The 17,432-nt window shown below is 33.6% G+C and carries 15 protein-coding genes; 9 read left to right on the forward strand and 6 right to left on the reverse strand.

The genetic code is table 11. The annotated features are described in order from the left end of the window. Window positions 1-6: 6 nt before the first annotated feature. A complete protein-coding gene (locus tag L3049_RS04635; RefSeq protein WP_275108626.1) occupies window positions 7-1,836 on the reverse strand; it encodes a sensor histidine kinase in 1,830 nt (609 codons plus the stop codon). Window positions 1,837-2,035: 199 nt separating this feature from the next. Continuing rightward, window positions 2,036-4,282, reverse strand: a complete 2,247-nt coding sequence (locus tag L3049_RS04640; protein WP_275108627.1) for a U32 family peptidase — start codon at window positions 4,280-4,282, stop codon at window positions 2,036-2,038. 265 nt (window positions 4,283-4,547) lie between these two features. Here L3049_RS04640 and L3049_RS04645 point away from each other — a divergent pair, with 265 nt between their 5' ends. Next, window positions 4,548-5,696 (forward strand): hypothetical protein, encoded by a 1,149-nt coding sequence (locus L3049_RS04645; RefSeq protein ID WP_275108628.1) that lies wholly within the window; start codon window positions 4,548-4,550, stop codon window positions 5,694-5,696. 206 nt (window positions 5,697-5,902) lie between these two features. Here L3049_RS04645 and L3049_RS04650 read toward each other — a convergent pair whose 3' ends face one another. Continuing rightward, window positions 5,903-6,619, reverse strand: a complete 717-nt coding sequence (locus L3049_RS04650; RefSeq protein ID WP_275108629.1) for an RDD family protein — start codon at window positions 6,617-6,619, stop codon at window positions 5,903-5,905. Window positions 6,620-6,821: 202 nt separating this feature from the next. On the opposite strand from L3049_RS04650, the gene L3049_RS04655 reads away from it, so the two are divergent. From L3049_RS04655 to L3049_RS04685, 7 genes are read left to right on the forward strand one after another with little or no spacing between them, the layout of a single operon-like run. Beyond that, the gene (locus tag L3049_RS04655) at window positions 6,822-7,784 is read left to right on the forward strand and encodes a stage II sporulation protein M (protein WP_275108630.1); all 963 of its coding nucleotides are present in this window, start codon (window positions 6,822-6,824) and stop codon (window positions 7,782-7,784) included. A 24-nt stretch (window positions 7,785-7,808) separates the two neighbouring features. Next, the gene (locus L3049_RS04660) at window positions 7,809-8,663 is read left to right on the forward strand and encodes a DUF7847 domain-containing protein (RefSeq protein WP_275108631.1); all 855 of its coding nucleotides are present in this window, start codon (window positions 7,809-7,811) and stop codon (window positions 8,661-8,663) included. Continuing rightward, window positions 8,656-9,402 (forward strand): DUF4129 domain-containing protein, encoded by a 747-nt coding sequence (locus tag L3049_RS04665; protein ID WP_275108632.1) that lies wholly within the window; start codon window positions 8,656-8,658, stop codon window positions 9,400-9,402. Before L3049_RS04660 ends, L3049_RS04665 begins: the two co-directional genes overlap by 8 nt. Next, on the forward strand, window positions 9,399-10,589 hold the full coding sequence (locus L3049_RS04670) for a DUF4350 domain-containing protein (RefSeq protein ID WP_275108633.1): 1,191 nt from the start codon (window positions 9,399-9,401) through the stop codon (window positions 10,587-10,589). Before L3049_RS04665 ends, L3049_RS04670 begins: the two co-directional genes overlap by 4 nt. A 13-nt stretch (window positions 10,590-10,602) precedes the next feature. Continuing rightward, window positions 10,603-11,583, forward strand: coding sequence for an AAA family ATPase (locus L3049_RS04675; protein ID WP_275108634.1), 981 nt, complete (start codon window positions 10,603-10,605; stop codon window positions 11,581-11,583). Between the two features lie 59 nt (window positions 11,584-11,642). Continuing rightward, entirely contained in the window at window positions 11,643-12,974 is a 1,332-nt protein-coding gene (locus tag L3049_RS04680; protein ID WP_275108635.1) for a DUF58 domain-containing protein, read from the forward strand. Window positions 12,975-13,017: 43 nt separating this feature from the next. After that, entirely contained in the window at window positions 13,018-13,593 is a 576-nt protein-coding gene (locus L3049_RS04685) for a peptidylprolyl isomerase (RefSeq protein WP_275108636.1), read from the forward strand. Window position 13,594: 1 nt separating this feature from the next. On the opposite strand, the gene L3049_RS04690 is transcribed toward L3049_RS04685, so the two are convergent. After that, complete coding sequence (locus tag L3049_RS04690) at window positions 13,595-14,284, reverse strand: HAD family hydrolase (RefSeq protein WP_275108637.1); 690 nt, start codon at window positions 14,282-14,284, stop codon at window positions 13,595-13,597. Between the two features lie 143 nt (window positions 14,285-14,427). On the opposite strand from L3049_RS04690, the gene L3049_RS04695 reads away from it, so the two are divergent. Beyond that, window positions 14,428-14,811: a DUF7670 domain-containing protein gene (locus tag L3049_RS04695; RefSeq protein ID WP_275108638.1), complete on the forward strand. Its 384-nt coding sequence runs from the start codon at window positions 14,428-14,430 to the stop codon at window positions 14,809-14,811. Here L3049_RS04695 and L3049_RS04700 read toward each other — a convergent pair. Both L3049_RS04700 and L3049_RS04705 read right to left on the reverse strand, forming a co-directional pair. After that, window positions 14,808-15,740 (reverse strand): metallophosphoesterase, encoded by a 933-nt coding sequence (locus tag L3049_RS04700; RefSeq protein ID WP_275108639.1) that lies wholly within the window; start codon window positions 15,738-15,740, stop codon window positions 14,808-14,810. The two genes, L3049_RS04695 and L3049_RS04700, sit on opposite strands and share 4 nt — an antisense overlap. 142 nt (window positions 15,741-15,882) lie before the next feature. Further along, entirely contained in the window at window positions 15,883-17,211 is a 1,329-nt protein-coding gene (locus L3049_RS04705) for an aminotransferase class V-fold PLP-dependent enzyme (RefSeq protein WP_275108640.1), read from the reverse strand. Window positions 17,212-17,432: the final 221 nt, after the last annotated feature.

A 17,432-nucleotide genomic window follows, 5' to 3' on the forward strand; every position in this document is an offset into this window, starting at 1 on the left:
AGTTACTTACTCTTTGTCTAAAGGAAAACTAAATTTGAAACTACTTCCTTTCCCAATTTCACTTTCAGCCCAAATTCTTCCATTGTGTTTCTCGATAAATTCCTTGCATAACATCAATCCCAAACCAGTACCTTTTTCGTTGGCAGTTCCTAAGGTAGTCTCATTTTCACTAATCTGAAATAATTTAGCTAAACGATCGAATGGAATTCCTACTCCATTATCAATTACACTAATTAATACTTCATCCTCTAATTGTTTAGCGGCAATAACAATTTCACCATGAGGCATTGTAAATTTAATAGCGTTCGAAATTAAGTTTCTCAACACCGTATTGATCATTTCTTTTTGCGCACACATAGTAAATCCAGAAGATACCTGAGTCGTAACTTCAATCGACTTAACCTGCGCATTGTTTGAAAACAAAAGGACTATTTCATCAATCTGCTTCTTTAAATCATAACGTTCAGGATTAAAATCTATTCGTCCTATTTGCGATTGCGACCATTCCAATAGGTTCGATAACAAATCCTTTGCTCTATTCGATGAATTATGAATAATTTCTGCATATTCTTCAATCCTTTTATAATCCTTCAACTTCATTTGCTCATTCAACAAATCACTAAATCCTATAATACTATTAAATGGGTTCATCAAATCATGTGCGATGATAGAAAACAATTTATCTTTAGTTGCATTCAACTCACCAAGAGCGATTTCTCGTTCCTTTAATGCTACCTGCGATTTAATTTTAAAATACTGAGTTTTGGCAAGTCTGTAGAAAATAAACAACCAACTAATGGACAAAAAAGCTAAAATAAACAAAGCTTGTTTCCAGCGAAGATTACTTTTTTCATTTAAAATATGGAATGGAATAAACGAAACAATTTTCCAATGATAATCATCGTTTATATGTTGCTGCTCATTTCTAGAAGGAGTTAATTTTTTGGGAATAGGGTAAATCGTTTTAAAAGTAAACATGCCCTTTTTCGTCTCAAATTGTGATTGTCCAGTAGCTACAATACTATCCCAAACCGCTCCATATTCATTTTCGAAAGTTAAGTCTTGCTTATCTTCATACATAAATCCCCAATCACTCTCAGCCCTTTGTCCTTTAAACCAGTAGCCCTCTGAGTTTAGGAACATCAATTGATCTTTAATTAAGGGATTCCTTTGATTAACAAATTCATTGATAATATTTTGTCCATAATAATTCAAAACAACAACCCCTCGTTTCACATTTTGACTATCAAAAACTGGTGTGGCAAAACGTATCATTGGTTTCAAGGGTATCTCAATTTCACCATTTTCAACATTTAAATCCAAAGGAGAAATAAAAACTTCATTACGATCTAACTTAAACGAATCATAAAAATAATATCGATCTTTTTTATTTTGCAATTTCGATTTGGGAACAATTGATGGCCTTGCAGAACTATAGTTAATACGAATAATTTCCATTCCCTTCTCATCAATCAATCGCACCTGATCAAAAACTTCATGATGAATCGAAAGATTAAGAAATTCAGCTTTTAAATCCTCGATATTTCCCTCTTTATCGCTCCAAAACTTCTTTAGATTACCACTTTCGGCCAACATCATCAAATCAGAAGTAACAGATTTAACGTCATCTTGAATATTTTCAAGTTTTGTTGCTAAAACTGTTTCTGCAACTTCTCGATATGCTTTCTTCTCTACTTCCTCATATTTGTTTAAAGTAATTATCAAGACTGAGAGCAAAACAACGAATCCAAATATGAAAATAAACAATAAGTTACGCACAAAACTACGTATGCTTTTATTTTCTTCATTCATAAAGCTGTACCAAATGTTTTTCATATTTCTACCAAATGTTTCTCAGTATAATCGAAAGAATTACGAATGAAATTGTAATAATTAAGGTGAGCGCACCTCTCTACTTCATTCCAATTAAAGATAGCAAATAAGACGATAGAACCAACAAAATGCCGCGTAACGAAAGGCCTGTTAAGCATAACACATCAGTATTTAACCCGATACTCCTCTCTTATACTTTTTTTTAAATTCCCTTTTTGTATTGTCCATTTACAGATGGATGAATTGCTTTCTTAACGTCCTTTTCAGAATCTGCACTTCCATTTAGCAATCCTTCAAAAAACGAAATAACCTCCCGTTTGCCAAAATTTAACTTCGTTTCTGTTTTCACATCTCGTAAATCAATCATACAAGAAGAAAAAACATTGGGCAAATCGTTAAGAATAGCTGTATTGAGATAATTATTGGTATTGTATAGGCTATGATAGTTTCCTTTCGATTTTTCAATCAAAAAAGAATCCTTTTTTAAATTTGTGATGGATGAATGCTTCTCGCAGGATTGAATACAAGTATTATCCACCATATTTTTCACACAACCAGTAACCTGATGAAACAAACATTGTCTGCTAGTCATCAGTACAATTGGATGATACAAACTATAATGAAGTTGAAAATCTTCTGGCCTTTTAATATTTTGAATTTGTTGCTTATTCAGCTCATTGGAAATAAAAGCTCCAGAACAATTAAAATCTTCTTTAAGAGAAAGTAAGCTGTACGAATTTGCCATATTTAAATGCGGACCAGCAATCCAATCGATACCTAACTGATACGCTTCGTAAGCAATACCTGTGTTGTTTGTGACAATTAATTTTGGCTTTACACAATGCAAAAAATCCACAGCTACATCGTAATCTTCTCCTATAATCACAGAAGGAAAATAAGGAATTATTTTTTCATTTTGGGTGAACAAATCTACATAAGCATCAAGTTTCCCCTTAAAACTATTAGGCAACTGAAAGTAAATCTGAGCATTCGTTTCATCAACAAAAGAAACCTCTTCTTCAGAGGATATCAAAACAGAAAGATTCGGTTTTTCATTCTCTTTAGTCAATTTCTTTATCGCAGGTAACTTAATTGGTTCAAGTGTTTCTCTGGAATCGTTTAGAATGAACAGAATTCGTTTCTTAAGTGCCGTCAGTTCTTTAAAAGAAATGTAAACATCACCCTTTATTTCTTCCAAATTCAAATCCTCAATAAAATATTCCGTATCGTTAAATGCTTTGAATCGCTTTAATACCATCTCCTTGGTAAGCGCCTCGGTACCTTTGTCAAGCAAATTGCACTTTGAAAAAACTTCAAACTCAGAATCTGGTGTTTTCACTACAACCTTCAGTGGTGCAGCTGGTTCTCCCGATAAATTTATTTGCAAAGAAGCTTTTATTGCACTTACACTATTTATTTTATCCTCTACAGAGCTTTTGATCTCTTCTTTTTCTTTGTATAATTTTAATTGTCCTTTCTCCAAATCATCTGCTGAAGCATAAGAATTGACTTCAGACAAATGCTTTATGGAATGATCACGAGGATTATCAATAAACATATCCTTACTGATATCGCCTTTGAGTAAAGTATTCGAAAAATTACGATTAAACACTTTATACAAAATACTATTCTCCTCTCCAACTTTATCTGTTCTATAAAAAGTATCAAGTTGTTTTCTCCAAGTATCAACAACGGTATAAACGTAATCGGAACCCTTTATTCGCCCTTCAATTTTTAAGGAATCAGCTCCAGCATCGTACAATTCCCTTAGATCATAGATTGCAGAGTTATCTTTCAAATTAAGCGGATATTCCTTTCCTGCAGTTGTTGTAAGGTACCGATCTCTGCAAGGTTGGCTGCACCTGCCTCGATTACCAGAATTTCCTCCATGCACCGAACTCATATAACAAATTCCTGAAAAGGAAATACAATTGGAACCATGCACAAATACCTCTGTTAACATCTTTTGTTGATGCGCCGCGCTGCTTAAAGCTTTAATCTCCTTTAGGTTTAATTCTCTTGATAAGTTTACGCGTGTAGCCGAAAGTTTGCTCAGAAATTTAATTTGCCCTTCGTTATGCGTTGTCATCTGTGTTGATGCATGAATATTTAGGCTAGGGAAATGCTTCCTTAAAACATACAACAGTCCAATATCCTGAACAATTACACCATCGATGCTTGTATTCTGCAACTTATTCAGCAAGCTAACCAGGGCAGAAAATTCACTTTCGAGAATGATAATATTTAGGGTAAGAAAAATTTCACAATTGTGCTTGTGAGCCAGATGAAGAACTCCTTGCAAATCATCAAAATCGATGTTTACAGCTCGGTTTCTTGCGTTAAATTTATCTAAGCCACAATAAATTGCATTTGCTCCTGCTAGTATTGCTGCTTTTATGGAATCAACATTTCCACCCGGTGCTAGTAGTTCAATCTTTCTTTTCGTCACAGTCTCTATCTCTTTCTTGAACTCCAAAAGTAAGGATTTTAAACAAGCTATTACGATTATATCCTAAGCTTAGATTTCCTCTCTTACTAATTTTTAAAAATACGAATTCAAATATTTTGGTTCGGTATTTGTTTAGCACAAGTTAGATGCATTACAGAATAGCTCTAAAAAGGAAAGTTTATGTGCAAAAACAGAACTTTGTGGACTTAGTAGCGTAATCTCAAATTAAAAATTAAATTTGCACAAAACCAAGATCCAATATTCTATGAACAAACTTACTCACTACGCACTTATTGCCGTACTTATAATTGTTGCTAGCTGCAGCACAGGTAATAAAGCGCTACAAAATGGAGACTACTATTCGGCTGTTCTTAAATCGGTAGAACGTTTACGTTCCAATCCTGACAAAGAAAAGGCTCAATTAACTTTAAAGGAAAGTTATCCTTTAGCAGTAAATTGGTACGAACAAGAAATTAATTACCTATTAGCTTCTAATGATCCGTTTAAACATTCGAAAACAGTTGGGCACTACCAAAGCTTAAACAGAATGGCTAATGAAATTAGGAGATGTCCAGGCGCATTGCGTATCATTTCGTATCCTAAACAATTTCAGCACGAAGAAAATATGGCCAAGCAAAATGCAGCTCCCGAATGCTATGCTGCTGGTATGTTAGAGCTAGAAAAAAACACTCGTACAGATGCTGTAAAAGCTTTTCATCATTTTGAAAAAGCCAATAGCTATGTTTTAAACTACAAAGATGTTGATGAAAAAATGAAGGAAGCTGAATACATGGCTACCTTAAAAGTTATCATTGATCATGTACCCGTTAACTCTACTAAATATCAATTAACAGCGGAATTTTTTCAAGATCAGGTAACGCAATATATTTTTCACAATATCAAAAGAAAATTTGTTCGTTTCTATACGCCTAAACAAGCTGAATTAGAAAAGCTAGAATATCCTGATCAGATTATCGGAATGCGTTTCGAAGATTTTGTAATTGGTGAAACTCATGACACTGACATTGAAAGAGAAGTAGTTAGTGCTGACAGTGTTGAAGTTGGTGAGACCAAATTAAAAACTGGAGAAACCATAAAGGTTTTCAATAAGGTAAAGGCTAAATTACATGTCCATAAACGTGAAGTGATCTCAAAAGGATTGTTATCGCTGCATATTATTGAATTTGACAACAAAAAAGAAGTGAACAACAAGCAGTTCGGTGGTCAATTCAATTGGTACCATCAGTGGGGACATTTTAATGGAGACGAAAGAGCTTTAACCGAAGAAGAATTAAACATTTGCAATAGCGAACCAATTCTTCCTCCAGCCCATCAAGATTTGTTTGTGGAATTCACCAAACCTATTTACTCAGATTTAACGGCAGAACTAAGAAGGTTCTATAACAGATACTAAGAATTGAAATTACATAACGAAAAGGCTATCCTAAATGGATGGCCTTTTTCATGAATGGCAACTTGCATTTCATTCAAACCCCTCACACGAGTGAACATTCCCTTTTCACAATTAATCAAAGCTATTTTCTACTATACATCAGCAAATAGATAATAAAAAAGAGGCAGGAAAATAATTTCCAAGCCTCTTGCTATATTTTCAATGACTTATCGATCCCGATGAATCAAATTGTAATCTACAATTAATGTTTTAAAAAACTGTAAGGGTTGCATTTCAGTCTTTATTCCTAACTGCTCCATCACATTTTTACGTGCGCGTAAACCAAATTGTAATTTTTCAACTGGATCTTCTAGCGTCTCAATCTGAGCAATCACTTTTTTAAATAGAGGTAGGTCTTTCTCATTAATATTTTTTGACTCGGAAAAAACAAGCTCATAATTATCAGGGATATCCACTAAAATAGTATTTTCAATTGACACTTTCCGTTTCGTTTTAATCACTGTTGTTTTAGCTAAAATATCACCTAATCGTTGTCCCTTTTCGCCTATAACAATGCAGAGAATTCCGCATATGCCATACGTCAAGGAAATATCAACTAACCTAAACATCCATCGAATCAAATAATTAGAAAAAGAAGGCGCAGATCCATCTGCAGTACTCACTTTAATTTTTAAGATCTTTTTCCCAGGTGTTTGTCCATTCATAAAGACTTCAAACAACAATGAATAAAAAAACAAAGGGATCATGAACAACATAAGCCAAACAAAACCTTCCCCTAATAGCCCCGCAAAAAGCATTACAATCATATACACGACAAAGAGAAATAATAAATCAAGTAAACTAGCTGAAATCCTTTCACCTACACTCGCCAATTGAAAATTAATACGAACATTTTGTGTTGTTTCTATTCCTACATTTGCCATTGTTATCTCTATTTTTTGTGCAAACGAATATACCTATCATAAGAAAGTAAACGAAATTTTTAAATAAATATTTTCAACATTTAAAATCATTCTACTGACTTATTGCTAGTTAGTAAAGTGGCTTGCAATTTAACCTTAATCTATTATTTGCAATTTTCCTTAATTACAATAACTTTAGCATTGTTTTATAGAAATCGTCTAAATGAAAGAAGTAGTTTTCCTGGATCGCAACAGTAAAAAATGGAAAGAATTTGAAAATCTTCTTGCTAATGAATCACATAGTGATCCGGATGCCATTGCCGATTTATACATTCAGTTAACGGATGATTTATCGTATGCACAAACTTTTTACCCTAACTCTTCAACAACTGATTACCTAAATCAATTAAGTGTAGGTATTCATCAGCAGATCTATAAAAATCAGAAAGCCAAAAAAGGAAAATTTAAACAGTTTTGGACTACAGACTTACCCTTAATCCTTTTTCAAACAAGAAAACAATTACTGTACTCTTTATTAATATTTCTTGTATCAACACTTTTAGGTGTTGTTTCTACAAGTAACGATCAGTCTTTTGTGCGTGCTATTCTTGGTGATGACTATGTAAATATGACCATTGATAATATTAAAAAAGGAGACGCAATGGCTGTATACAAACAAGAGGGACAAACTCAGATGTTTCTTGGAATTACCATTAACAACATAAAAGTTTCGTTCATGGCATTTGTTTTCGGCATATTTACTGCCTTTGGCACAGGTTACGTTCTTTTCAATAATGGAATAATGCTGGGCAGTTTTACCTATTTCTTTGTTGAGAATGGATTATTTTGGGAAAGCACACGAGTTATCTGGATACATGGAACGCTTGAGATATCAGCGATTATTCTAGCAGGAGGAGCAGGAATTGTTTTGGGAAATAGCATTATTTTCCCAGGCACCCTACCTCGTAAAACATCTATGCAAATAGGAGTTAGTAAAGGAATTAAAATTATTGTTGGAATCATTCCCATGTTTATCGCTGCCGGATTTTTAGAAGGCTATATAACACGACATACCGAAATGCCGATGTGGCTAAGTTGGTTCATTATTGTCTGTTCCCTACTGTTCGTTATTTGGTATTTTATTATTAATCCCAAACGAGTATATCAAAAAATAAGCAATTCATAAAAACTAAATCAAATTCTAAAACAAATGACAAGCAACAAGTTGCAACTCGAAAAAAACCGCGATTTCGGAGAACTATTTAACGACACATTCCTTTTTATTAAGTACAATTTTAAAAATTTACTTATGGGAATGATCTATTTCGTTATCCCTTTTGCACTATTACAAGGTATAGCACTCGGTGTGTATCAATATCAAGCATTATCATCTATTTCTATGGGACAAGTATCAAATCCATTCACAAATGGAGGAGGTAGTGCAATCTTAATCACTTATCTGTTTATGTTGATTACCTATTCCTTTTCAATGTCATTTGTGATGCAATATATCAAGTTATACAAATCAGCAGAGGGTAATGATATTGAATTAAAACAAGTTTGGAAATTGATGCTTGGAGTTGTGCCAAAAATATTCCTAACAATTATTGTTATTGGACTTATTTCAGGTATTGGCTTTATATTTTTATTAATCCCAGGTATTTATTTAATGATTTGTTTTAGTCTCGTTATCCCTATCATTGTATTTCAAGGTGATTCTCTTGGTGAAGCTCTAAGTGCTTGTTTTTCTCTAATAAAAAATAACTGGTGGCTAACTTTTGGCTTTTTATTAATCCTTGGTTTAATCGCTGGAGCTTTACAATTTGCATTCCAAATACCAACAACGATTTATCAGGCGATGACAGCTTTTCATATGGTACAAAATGAACCTTCATCTGCAAGTCAAAGTTTAAGCATTTTATTTTCAATTATCCAATCAATAGGAGCATCCTTAATGCAGATCATTCCATTTATAGGAATTGGAATTCTTTATTTTAGTCTTGTTGAACAAAAGCAAAATCCTGCATTATTAAAAGAGTTGGAAAGCGTTGGAGCTGATGAGTAAAAAAACACTTACAATATTATTTCTAGGCTGGTTTCATTTCTTTATTGGAGCCAGCCCTATTTTAGCGCAGGAAACTTTCAACTCGGATACTCTTGTAATGGATACTGGGCAAGTACAATTATGGGAAAAATCCATTCCTGAAGAACGAATTGAAAATTACCGAAAACAAAGCGATTTCAATTACAATTTAACCGAAGTAAAGCAAGAAACTGCTTGGGGACGTTTCGTTCAATGGCTTAAAAATTGGTTTAATTTCATGATTAAAAGCCTTGGTGTGATCTGGTATTTGAGATACATCATTTTAGCTGCCTGTGGTATTCTTCTAATTGCCATGATTTATCGTAGTAAATTCACAGGTTTGTTTAGCTCTCATCAGGAAATTTCATCGATGGAATTTAGCGATGCTACAAATCCCAATAAAGTAAATTGGGAACAGAAAATTCAAGAAGCACTTCTTCAAAAAGAATACCGTTTGGCTGTTCGCTATCATTACTTATCTCTTTTAAAAGCTTTAAGCCGCCATAAAATAATTACTTGGAAATCGGAAAAAACCAATTACGATTACATCCGAGAAATAAAACATGAAAAAATAAAAACAGATTTTATTGAATTAAGCGAATTGTATGAGGCTGTTTGGTATGGAGATTTCCCTATTGCCAAACTAGATTACCATCAAGTTGATGATGAATTTGCACGTTTGAACATTCTATTATCACAAACAAAAGAATTCGCGTCATGAAAATAAATATCCCTAAAAATGCACTTCCTGTAATTGGAATCCTCATTATCCTGATTCTAATGGATCTTTTTGCTCCGCAACCAATCGACTGGACAAGAAACTTTAATGAGGATGATAAACGTCCTTTTGGTTGCTTTCTCCTTCGCGAATTGATAGAACAAGAATTATTTCCTGAACAGGAGTTTGAAATTAGCAGAGATGCAATATTTAACTATCCTGTACTTGATAGCCTTGCTCCAAACAAGAATTATATTTTTGTAACAGATGATTTTTCTCCTCAGGCATGGGAAATTAAACTATTATTGGATTTAGTTCAAAATGGAAATCAAATCGTAATTGCCACATCTAATTTAGGTAAAGTATTCTCCGACACCATACACGTGCAATTTGATACTGAGTTTAAATTTACTGATCTAGGTGCTAAAGAAGTACAATTTCAGAATTTTGAAAATCCAAATTTAAAAGATAAAAACAACTCAAAATATCCCAAAGCGTTTGATAACACGACCATAAATAAATTTTATAAGGATAGTTTAATCGTTTTGGGACGAGATAATAAAAAAAGAATTCAATTGGTAAAAGTACCCTATGGCAAAGGGAATTTTTTTATAAGTAGTCAGCCTTTAGCATTCACGAATTTTAATATCGTTCAAAACAAAAATGCCGATTACATAGCAGGTATTTTCAGCTACTTACCTCCTAACCCAATCGTTTGGGATGAATATTACAAGCCTCTTAGAGCTTTCCGATCTACTAGCCCAATCGCATTCTTACTATCAAGTCCACCATTAAAAATGGCGTACTACCTTCTTTTGGCTTGCCTTATTCTTGTTCTTATTTTCCAAGGTAAACGCAAACAAAAAATGATTCCAATCCTAAAACCTATTCCCAATACAACTCTTGAGTTTATTAAAACAATGGGGAGATTGTATTACAATCGTAAAAACCACAAAGACATAGCACTCAAAAAAATAAAATACCTTAAGGAATTCTGTAAAACTCGATACCATATCGATTTAACTACTGATACTTTAAATGAAGTAAGTAAACGATCGGGAATTTCTTTGAAGACTTTGGAAATTCTATTTAAACAAGTAAACCAAATATCCAATTCCAATAACATCTCTAACGAAGAATTGGAAGACTTAAACGCTAAAGTAGAATACATTTATAAATCCGGCAAATAAAATAAACCCAAGAATGGAAAATAAACCTCAATTTAAAAACCGCATAGATTTGGCAGAACTCAATCACTTGATAGGCCAAATTAAATACGAAATAAAAAAAGTAATTATCGGACAAGAGAAAAACATTGATCTACTTCTAGTTGGTTTGTTTGCGCAAGGTCATGTTTTAATCGAAGGTGTTCCTGGAATTGCTAAAACCCTTTCAGCTAAATTACTGGCAAAGTCAATTTCTTCCGATTTTTCACGAATTCAATTTACGCCAGATTTAATGCCTTCGGATGTTTTAGGAACTACAATATTTAACCTAAGCACTTCAAAATTTGAGTTTAACAAAGGTCCTATATTCTCTAATATCATTTTGATAGATGAGATTAATCGTGCTCCTGCAAAAACTCAATCGGCACTTTTCGAAGTAATGGAAGAAGCGCAAATTAGTATTGATGGTACAACCCATGAAATGGAGCAACCATTTTGGGTGATTGCCACACAAAACCCTATTGAGCAAGAAGGAACCTACCGTTTACCTGAAGCACAATTGGATCGTTTTCTAATGAAGATTGAATTTACTTATCCTGATGAATTAGAAGAACTTGAAATTCTTGCCACCAAAAATGAGAGGAAAGGAAAAAATGAAACCGCTTCAATTTCCGAAGTATTAAATTCGGAACAGATTAACGAGCTGCGTCATCAAGTACAAGAAATACATATCGAAGAAAATCTTCAAAAATACATTGTACAGATCGTTCAAAGTACAAGAAATCATCCTGGCATTATATTGGGAGCTTCTCCGAGAGCATCCGTTGCAGTCATGATGGCTTCTAAAGCTCTTTCTGCCATCAGAGGTCGTGATTTTGTAACTCCGGATGATATCAAAGAAGTGGTTATTCCTGCCTTGCATCATCGATTAATTTTAACTCCTGAGAAAGAAATGGAAGGTGTTCTTCCTAAGCAAATAATCGCACAAATTATTGAAGGAATTGAAATTCCACGTTAGTAGGATTAATACAATTAGTTCAAACATCTAGCTGCTCACATAAAAATGAACTACCATTAATGAAATTCATTAAATCGATATATCTAACACAAAATTTGTATTGGGGACTAGTGCTTTTGGCTCTAATTTCCATTCTCGGGCATTTTATTCCGCTGCTATTTCCAGTAGCACGACTTCTCTTGCTTTTGTTTTTCTTATGCCTGGGTTTGGATATTATTATTCTCTACCGAAGTAAAAAAGGTATTATCGCATCACGAAAGTGTCCAGAGAAGCTATCCAATGGAGATGATAATTCCATTTCAATATTTGTAGAAAACAATTATCCCATAGCAACGAGAATAGATATTATAGATGAATTACCCGTACAGTTTCAAAAAAGAGATTTCCTTTATTCTTTTCAGCTAAAGACTGGTGATGACAAGCAATTCAACTACAACCTAAGACCTACTGAGAGAGGAGAATATCATTTTGGACTTCTGAATGTGTATGTTTCCACTTTTTTGGGATTGATAAAAAGAAGATATAAAATTGAAGCTGAACAAATGCTTCCTTGCTATCCATCTTTTATGCAGATGCGACAATATGAATTACTGGCTATCTCAAATCGATTAAATGATTTCGGGGTAAAAAGAATTAGGCGAATTGGCCACCAAATGGAATTCGACCAAATTCGGGACTATGTGAAAGGGGATGATTACAGAACCATTAACTGGAAAGCAACAGCTCGTAAGTCACAAATAATGGTGAACCAGTACCAAGATGAAAAATCACAACCAGTTTACTGTCTTATTGATACTGGCCGATCAATGAAAATGCCTTTTAATGGCTTAACGCTTCTTGATTATGCAATCAATACGAGCTTAGTTATTTCCAACACTGCGGTGATTAAAAATGATAAAGCAGGTCTAATTTGTTTTGGGAAAGATATTAATGCTCATGTTCCAGCTGATGGAAGAAGAACCCAAATAAGAAAAATAATGGAGGTTCTTTACAATCAGAAAACCAATTATCCTGAGCCAAATTATGAGTTACTGCATAGTTCTGCCCGACGATTTCTTCGAAACAGAAGTTTACTAATGCTGTTTGCAAATTTTGAAAGTCTCGATTCAATGAGACGCCAACTACCATACTTGCAAGGCTTAGCAAAAGATCATTTGTTAATGGTTGTCTTTTTCACAAACACTGAGATTAAAGAAATAACGCAACAACCTGCAAAAAGTATAGAAGAAATTTACATTAAAACCATCGGAGAGAAATTTATCTACGACAAAAAATTAATCGTAAAAGAATTGGAAAAATATGGAATTCATGCGATATTGAGTCAACCAAAAGACTTGACTATTAACACACTCAATAAATATCTCGAATTTAAGTCAAGAGGATTGATTTAAATAAATCAAACGATAGGGATATGGCATGATAAAAACTCGAAACATGAAACGTATTTATCTTCTTATTCTAGCTGTACTCTTTCTTACCGCATTAGCAAACGCTCAAAATCCAAAAGTAGAAATTACAACTTCGTTTGGAACAATCGAATTGGAAATTTATGAAGATAAAGCTCCCATTACGGCAAAAAATTTTCTGCATCATGTGGATCAGAACACCTTTAAGGATGCCTGCTTCTATCGGGTTGTAAGAATGGATAACCAAGGTAACCGTAATACTAAAATAGAAGTTATTCAAGGAGGATTGTTTCACGATTCAATTGTTGATCAAATACCAACAATCATTCACGAAAACACAAAACAAACTGGTGTTATGCATACAGATGGTGTAATTTCTATGGCCAGAAACCAACCTGGATCAGCTTCTACTGAATTCTTTATTTGTGTAGGCGAGCAAGCTAGTTTAGATTATGGTGGAATGAGAAATTCTGATGGACAAGGATTTGCTGCTTTTGGCAAAGTAATTAAGGGAATGGATGTGGTTAAACAAATTCAAGTACAAAAAGATGAAGGTCAGATGTTAATTGAAAAAATTAAGATCTTATCCCTAAAACGCAAATAAACTATACCAATTCAAGCAATTCTACAATACACTCTAATTCTTTTACATTTATCTTCTCCAAATCATTATCCTCTATTAATTCATGCTCCCAAGTAGTATGAAAAGGAACATGAATTGCTTCTCCACCTAAATTTACAACAGGTAATATATCTGATTTTAATGAATTCCCAATCATCAAAAACTGTTCGGGATGAATATCTAAATGCTGAATTAATTTCTGATAATCTTCTTCTTTTTTATCGCTCATCACCTCGATATGATGAAAATACTTTAGCAGACCAGACTTCTTTAATTTTCTTTCTTGATCTAGTAAATCTCCTTTTGTTGCCACAATTAAACGGTATTTATTTTGAAGATTTTCTAAGACTTCTATAACACCATCAATCAATTCAATTGGTTTATTAATTTGATTTTTGCCAATCTGCAGAATGGCTTCTATTGTTTTGGCATTCATCTTTCCTTTGCTGATTTTTAAACCAGTTTCAATCATCGATAAAACAAAAGCTTTTGTTCCATAGCCATACAAAGGAATATTTCCTATTTCGGTAGCAAACAACTCTTCAGTAACCTCATCAATGCCCATTCCATTTTTTAAAAGATTACAGAATTCCAATTCAGATTCTCTAAAGTAAGGTTCGTTTACCCAAAGTGTATCATCCGCATCAAAAGCAATTACTTTAATTTTATTCATGATTTATTTATTCTACTATTTTTTAATCCTCTAATGTTATTATCATCAACACAATACACCCAAATGTCTCACTATCAATTTAAATTGACTTTACTTTACGGATTTTGTAAATTTATAATACCTACATCTAAATAACTTAAGTTATGGATAAAAGAATGCTATTTCAAGACCAACCATCGCAATTTTATCTTCTTTTTGCGCGTATTATTGGAAGTTTAATAACTGGTATATTTATTTTATTTATGGTACCAGAGTTCATCACTTTATTAAGCACGGGGCAAACGAATAATGAAGGCTGGGTACTCGTTTTTTATATTCTTTCGATAATTTACGGTATTGGTTTTTTAATCAGCTTTTGGAAACCTGGCTTAGGTGGTTTCCTTTTGGTTAGCAGTAGTATATTAATTACACTCTACGCCTTTATCGATTCAAATAGTTTCTTTGTTCTATTGCTTTTTATTCCCCTATCTTTTGCTGGAATTCTTTTTCTTATTCATTGGAAAAAAAGTAAATCCTATAACGCTTAAACTTGTGCGCTCCTTACCTTTTTCACCGAAATAATATTATTCTGCTTCAATTCCTTGGCGTCCATTCTATAGGCTACAAGGATTCCACCATTTGCTACACATCCATCAACGCAACACAAGTTATTTCTTACAAGTCCAGCATTATCGCCTAAGCAGTAATGTCCAAAAAACACAGGTAATTCTGTTTCTGGGTACAAAGGAATTTCCTTACAAAGTTGAGAGGGTATTGTATACTCAGGCAAATGAAATCGATTCCCAAAGGAAATATCTTCAAAACTCTTCCCTTCCATTGGTTCCCACCATTTAATTCTATAAGCCGAACGTTTGAATCCGTAAGCATCTTTCAATATCATGTCATCCGGAAAATTAAACTCACGCCCTTTAAGTAAAAGCATTGTTGCTTTAAAAAGTTTACCTCTTTCAAAATAAATCTTTCTCAAAAATTGTTTGTTTAGGCAATTTTCAGGGTTTTCTTTTTTCAATAGATCAATAGCGTCCTGATCCCAACACGCATGCACAATACGAAAATTATCAAACTCTAAAAATAAAGGCAAGCTGCGAAGCCACTTAAGGTATGATTTACGCTTTGGTTTATCTAATTTGAACTCTTCGTAAGTTTTCTTTATTTGTGTTCTATTTTTTAAACTGTGTTCTCGTAAAAAAAGTCCATCCTCATCTTTCGTATAATAAGCAAGAACATTTAACTCATGGTTTCCTACCACTGCAAAAGCATTTCCTGCAGTCACCATTTTACGAACAATAGATAGGGTTTCAAAAATATCAGGCCCACGATCTACAAAGTCACCCACAAATACAGCTTTTCTTTCAGGATGAAAATATCCCTCTTCTCCCTCCACATAATCAAGACTCAGCAACATATGTTTCAATGTATTTGCCTCACCATGAATATCTCCAATTATATCGTACACCTTATATCTATTTTAATTAGAAGCTGTTTTTCACTCATCTTCAAAATTGAACTAGCTTCTTGTTCAACCCAAAAATATAAAAAAATCCTGAAAATGAATTTTCAGGATTAATATAGTATTAATATACAAAGAATAATATTGGCTAAAGATTAAATAAATCATTCACAACAATTTCCTTTTTTGGCTTCTTTATGCCAGAGTAATAAAACTCATTTGTTTTTCTGTTGTAGGTATAATCCTTCTTCCATTCTTCAAAATTATCAACAACTGACTTTAAAGCCTCAATAAAAAACAAAACTTCCTTATTTGTCGTTGTCGGGTGTAATGACCAACGTACCCAACCTGGCTTATGAGTCAAATCGCCAATATTAATCTCATCAGTAATCGATTGAGATTTCTCGTGAGTTACATCAAGCATAAAGTGTCCATAAGTACCAGCACATGCACATCCTCCACGAACTTGAATACCAAAATGATCATTCAATAATTTAACCAATAGGTTGTAATGAATATACTCAACGTAAAAAGACAAAATTCCCAAACGATCTTTAACCGTATCGGCTAGTACATGAACATCTTTAACAGCTTTCAATTTATCGAAGGCTAAATCCAAAAGTTCTTCCTCTCGTTTTGCAATATTATCGGTACCCATTTGATTTTTTATATCAATGGCCAAGGCTGTTCTTATAGATTGTAAGAAACCCGGGGTTCCACCATCTTCACGCGCTTCAATATTGTTAACAAACTTGTACTCACCCCAAGGATTTGTCCAATCAACTGTTCCTCCACCCGGATGATCAGGGGCAGATTTAGGATCGTATAATGCCGCATCAAAAATCATAACACCAGAAGAACCAGGTCCTCCTAAGAATTTGTGTGGCGAAAAGAATATACCATCTAAACGACATTCAGGATCGGCTGGATGCATATCAATATCAACATAAGGAGCAGATGCGGCAAAATCGACAAAACAAATACCGCCATGTTTATGCATCATCTTAGCCATTTCGTGATATGGGGTAATAATACCTGTTACGTTTGAACATGCACTAAAAGAACCAATCTTCATTTTACGATCAGCATATTTTTCAAGCTGTTTTTCCAATTCATTCAAATCAATTGTTAAACCTTCCCCAGGAGGTACAACCACAACATCAACATTGGTTTCGTACCAAGATGTTTGGTTTGAGTGATGTTCCATATGGGTGATAAAAACAACTGGTTTTTCTCTTTCTTTTTGACAAGCATGTCTTCCAATGATACCACACCCCTTTAATCCAAGAATACGTTGCAACTTATTAATTACAGCTGTCATTCCAAATCCTGCATGTATAATTACATCCTCAGGTCCTGCATTTACATGTTTCTTTATTAATTCTTGTGCCCGATGATAAGACCGAGTCATTAAAGTTCCAGTCACATTTGTCTCAGTATGCGTATTTGCAACATAAGGACCAAAATCCTTTAACATTCTTTTTTTCGATTGGAGCATACAATCTTCCACTGGCGATCCAATCACCGTAAACAATCTTTTGCTTCCCAAATGGGGAATAAAAACAAGCATCGTGTCCAATGGTGTTTTTTCTAAACTTTTTAAAATATTTTTCTAGATTACTCATTCGGTTTGGTTAGTTTGAGGTTAATTCAGTTAATCATTTCTATTACTAAGACAATTAAAATCCTATTAAGGGT

Source organism: Labilibaculum sp. DW002 (assembly GCF_029029525.1).
Lineage (GTDB): Bacteria > Bacteroidota > Bacteroidia > Bacteroidales > Marinifilaceae > Paralabilibaculum > Paralabilibaculum antarcticum.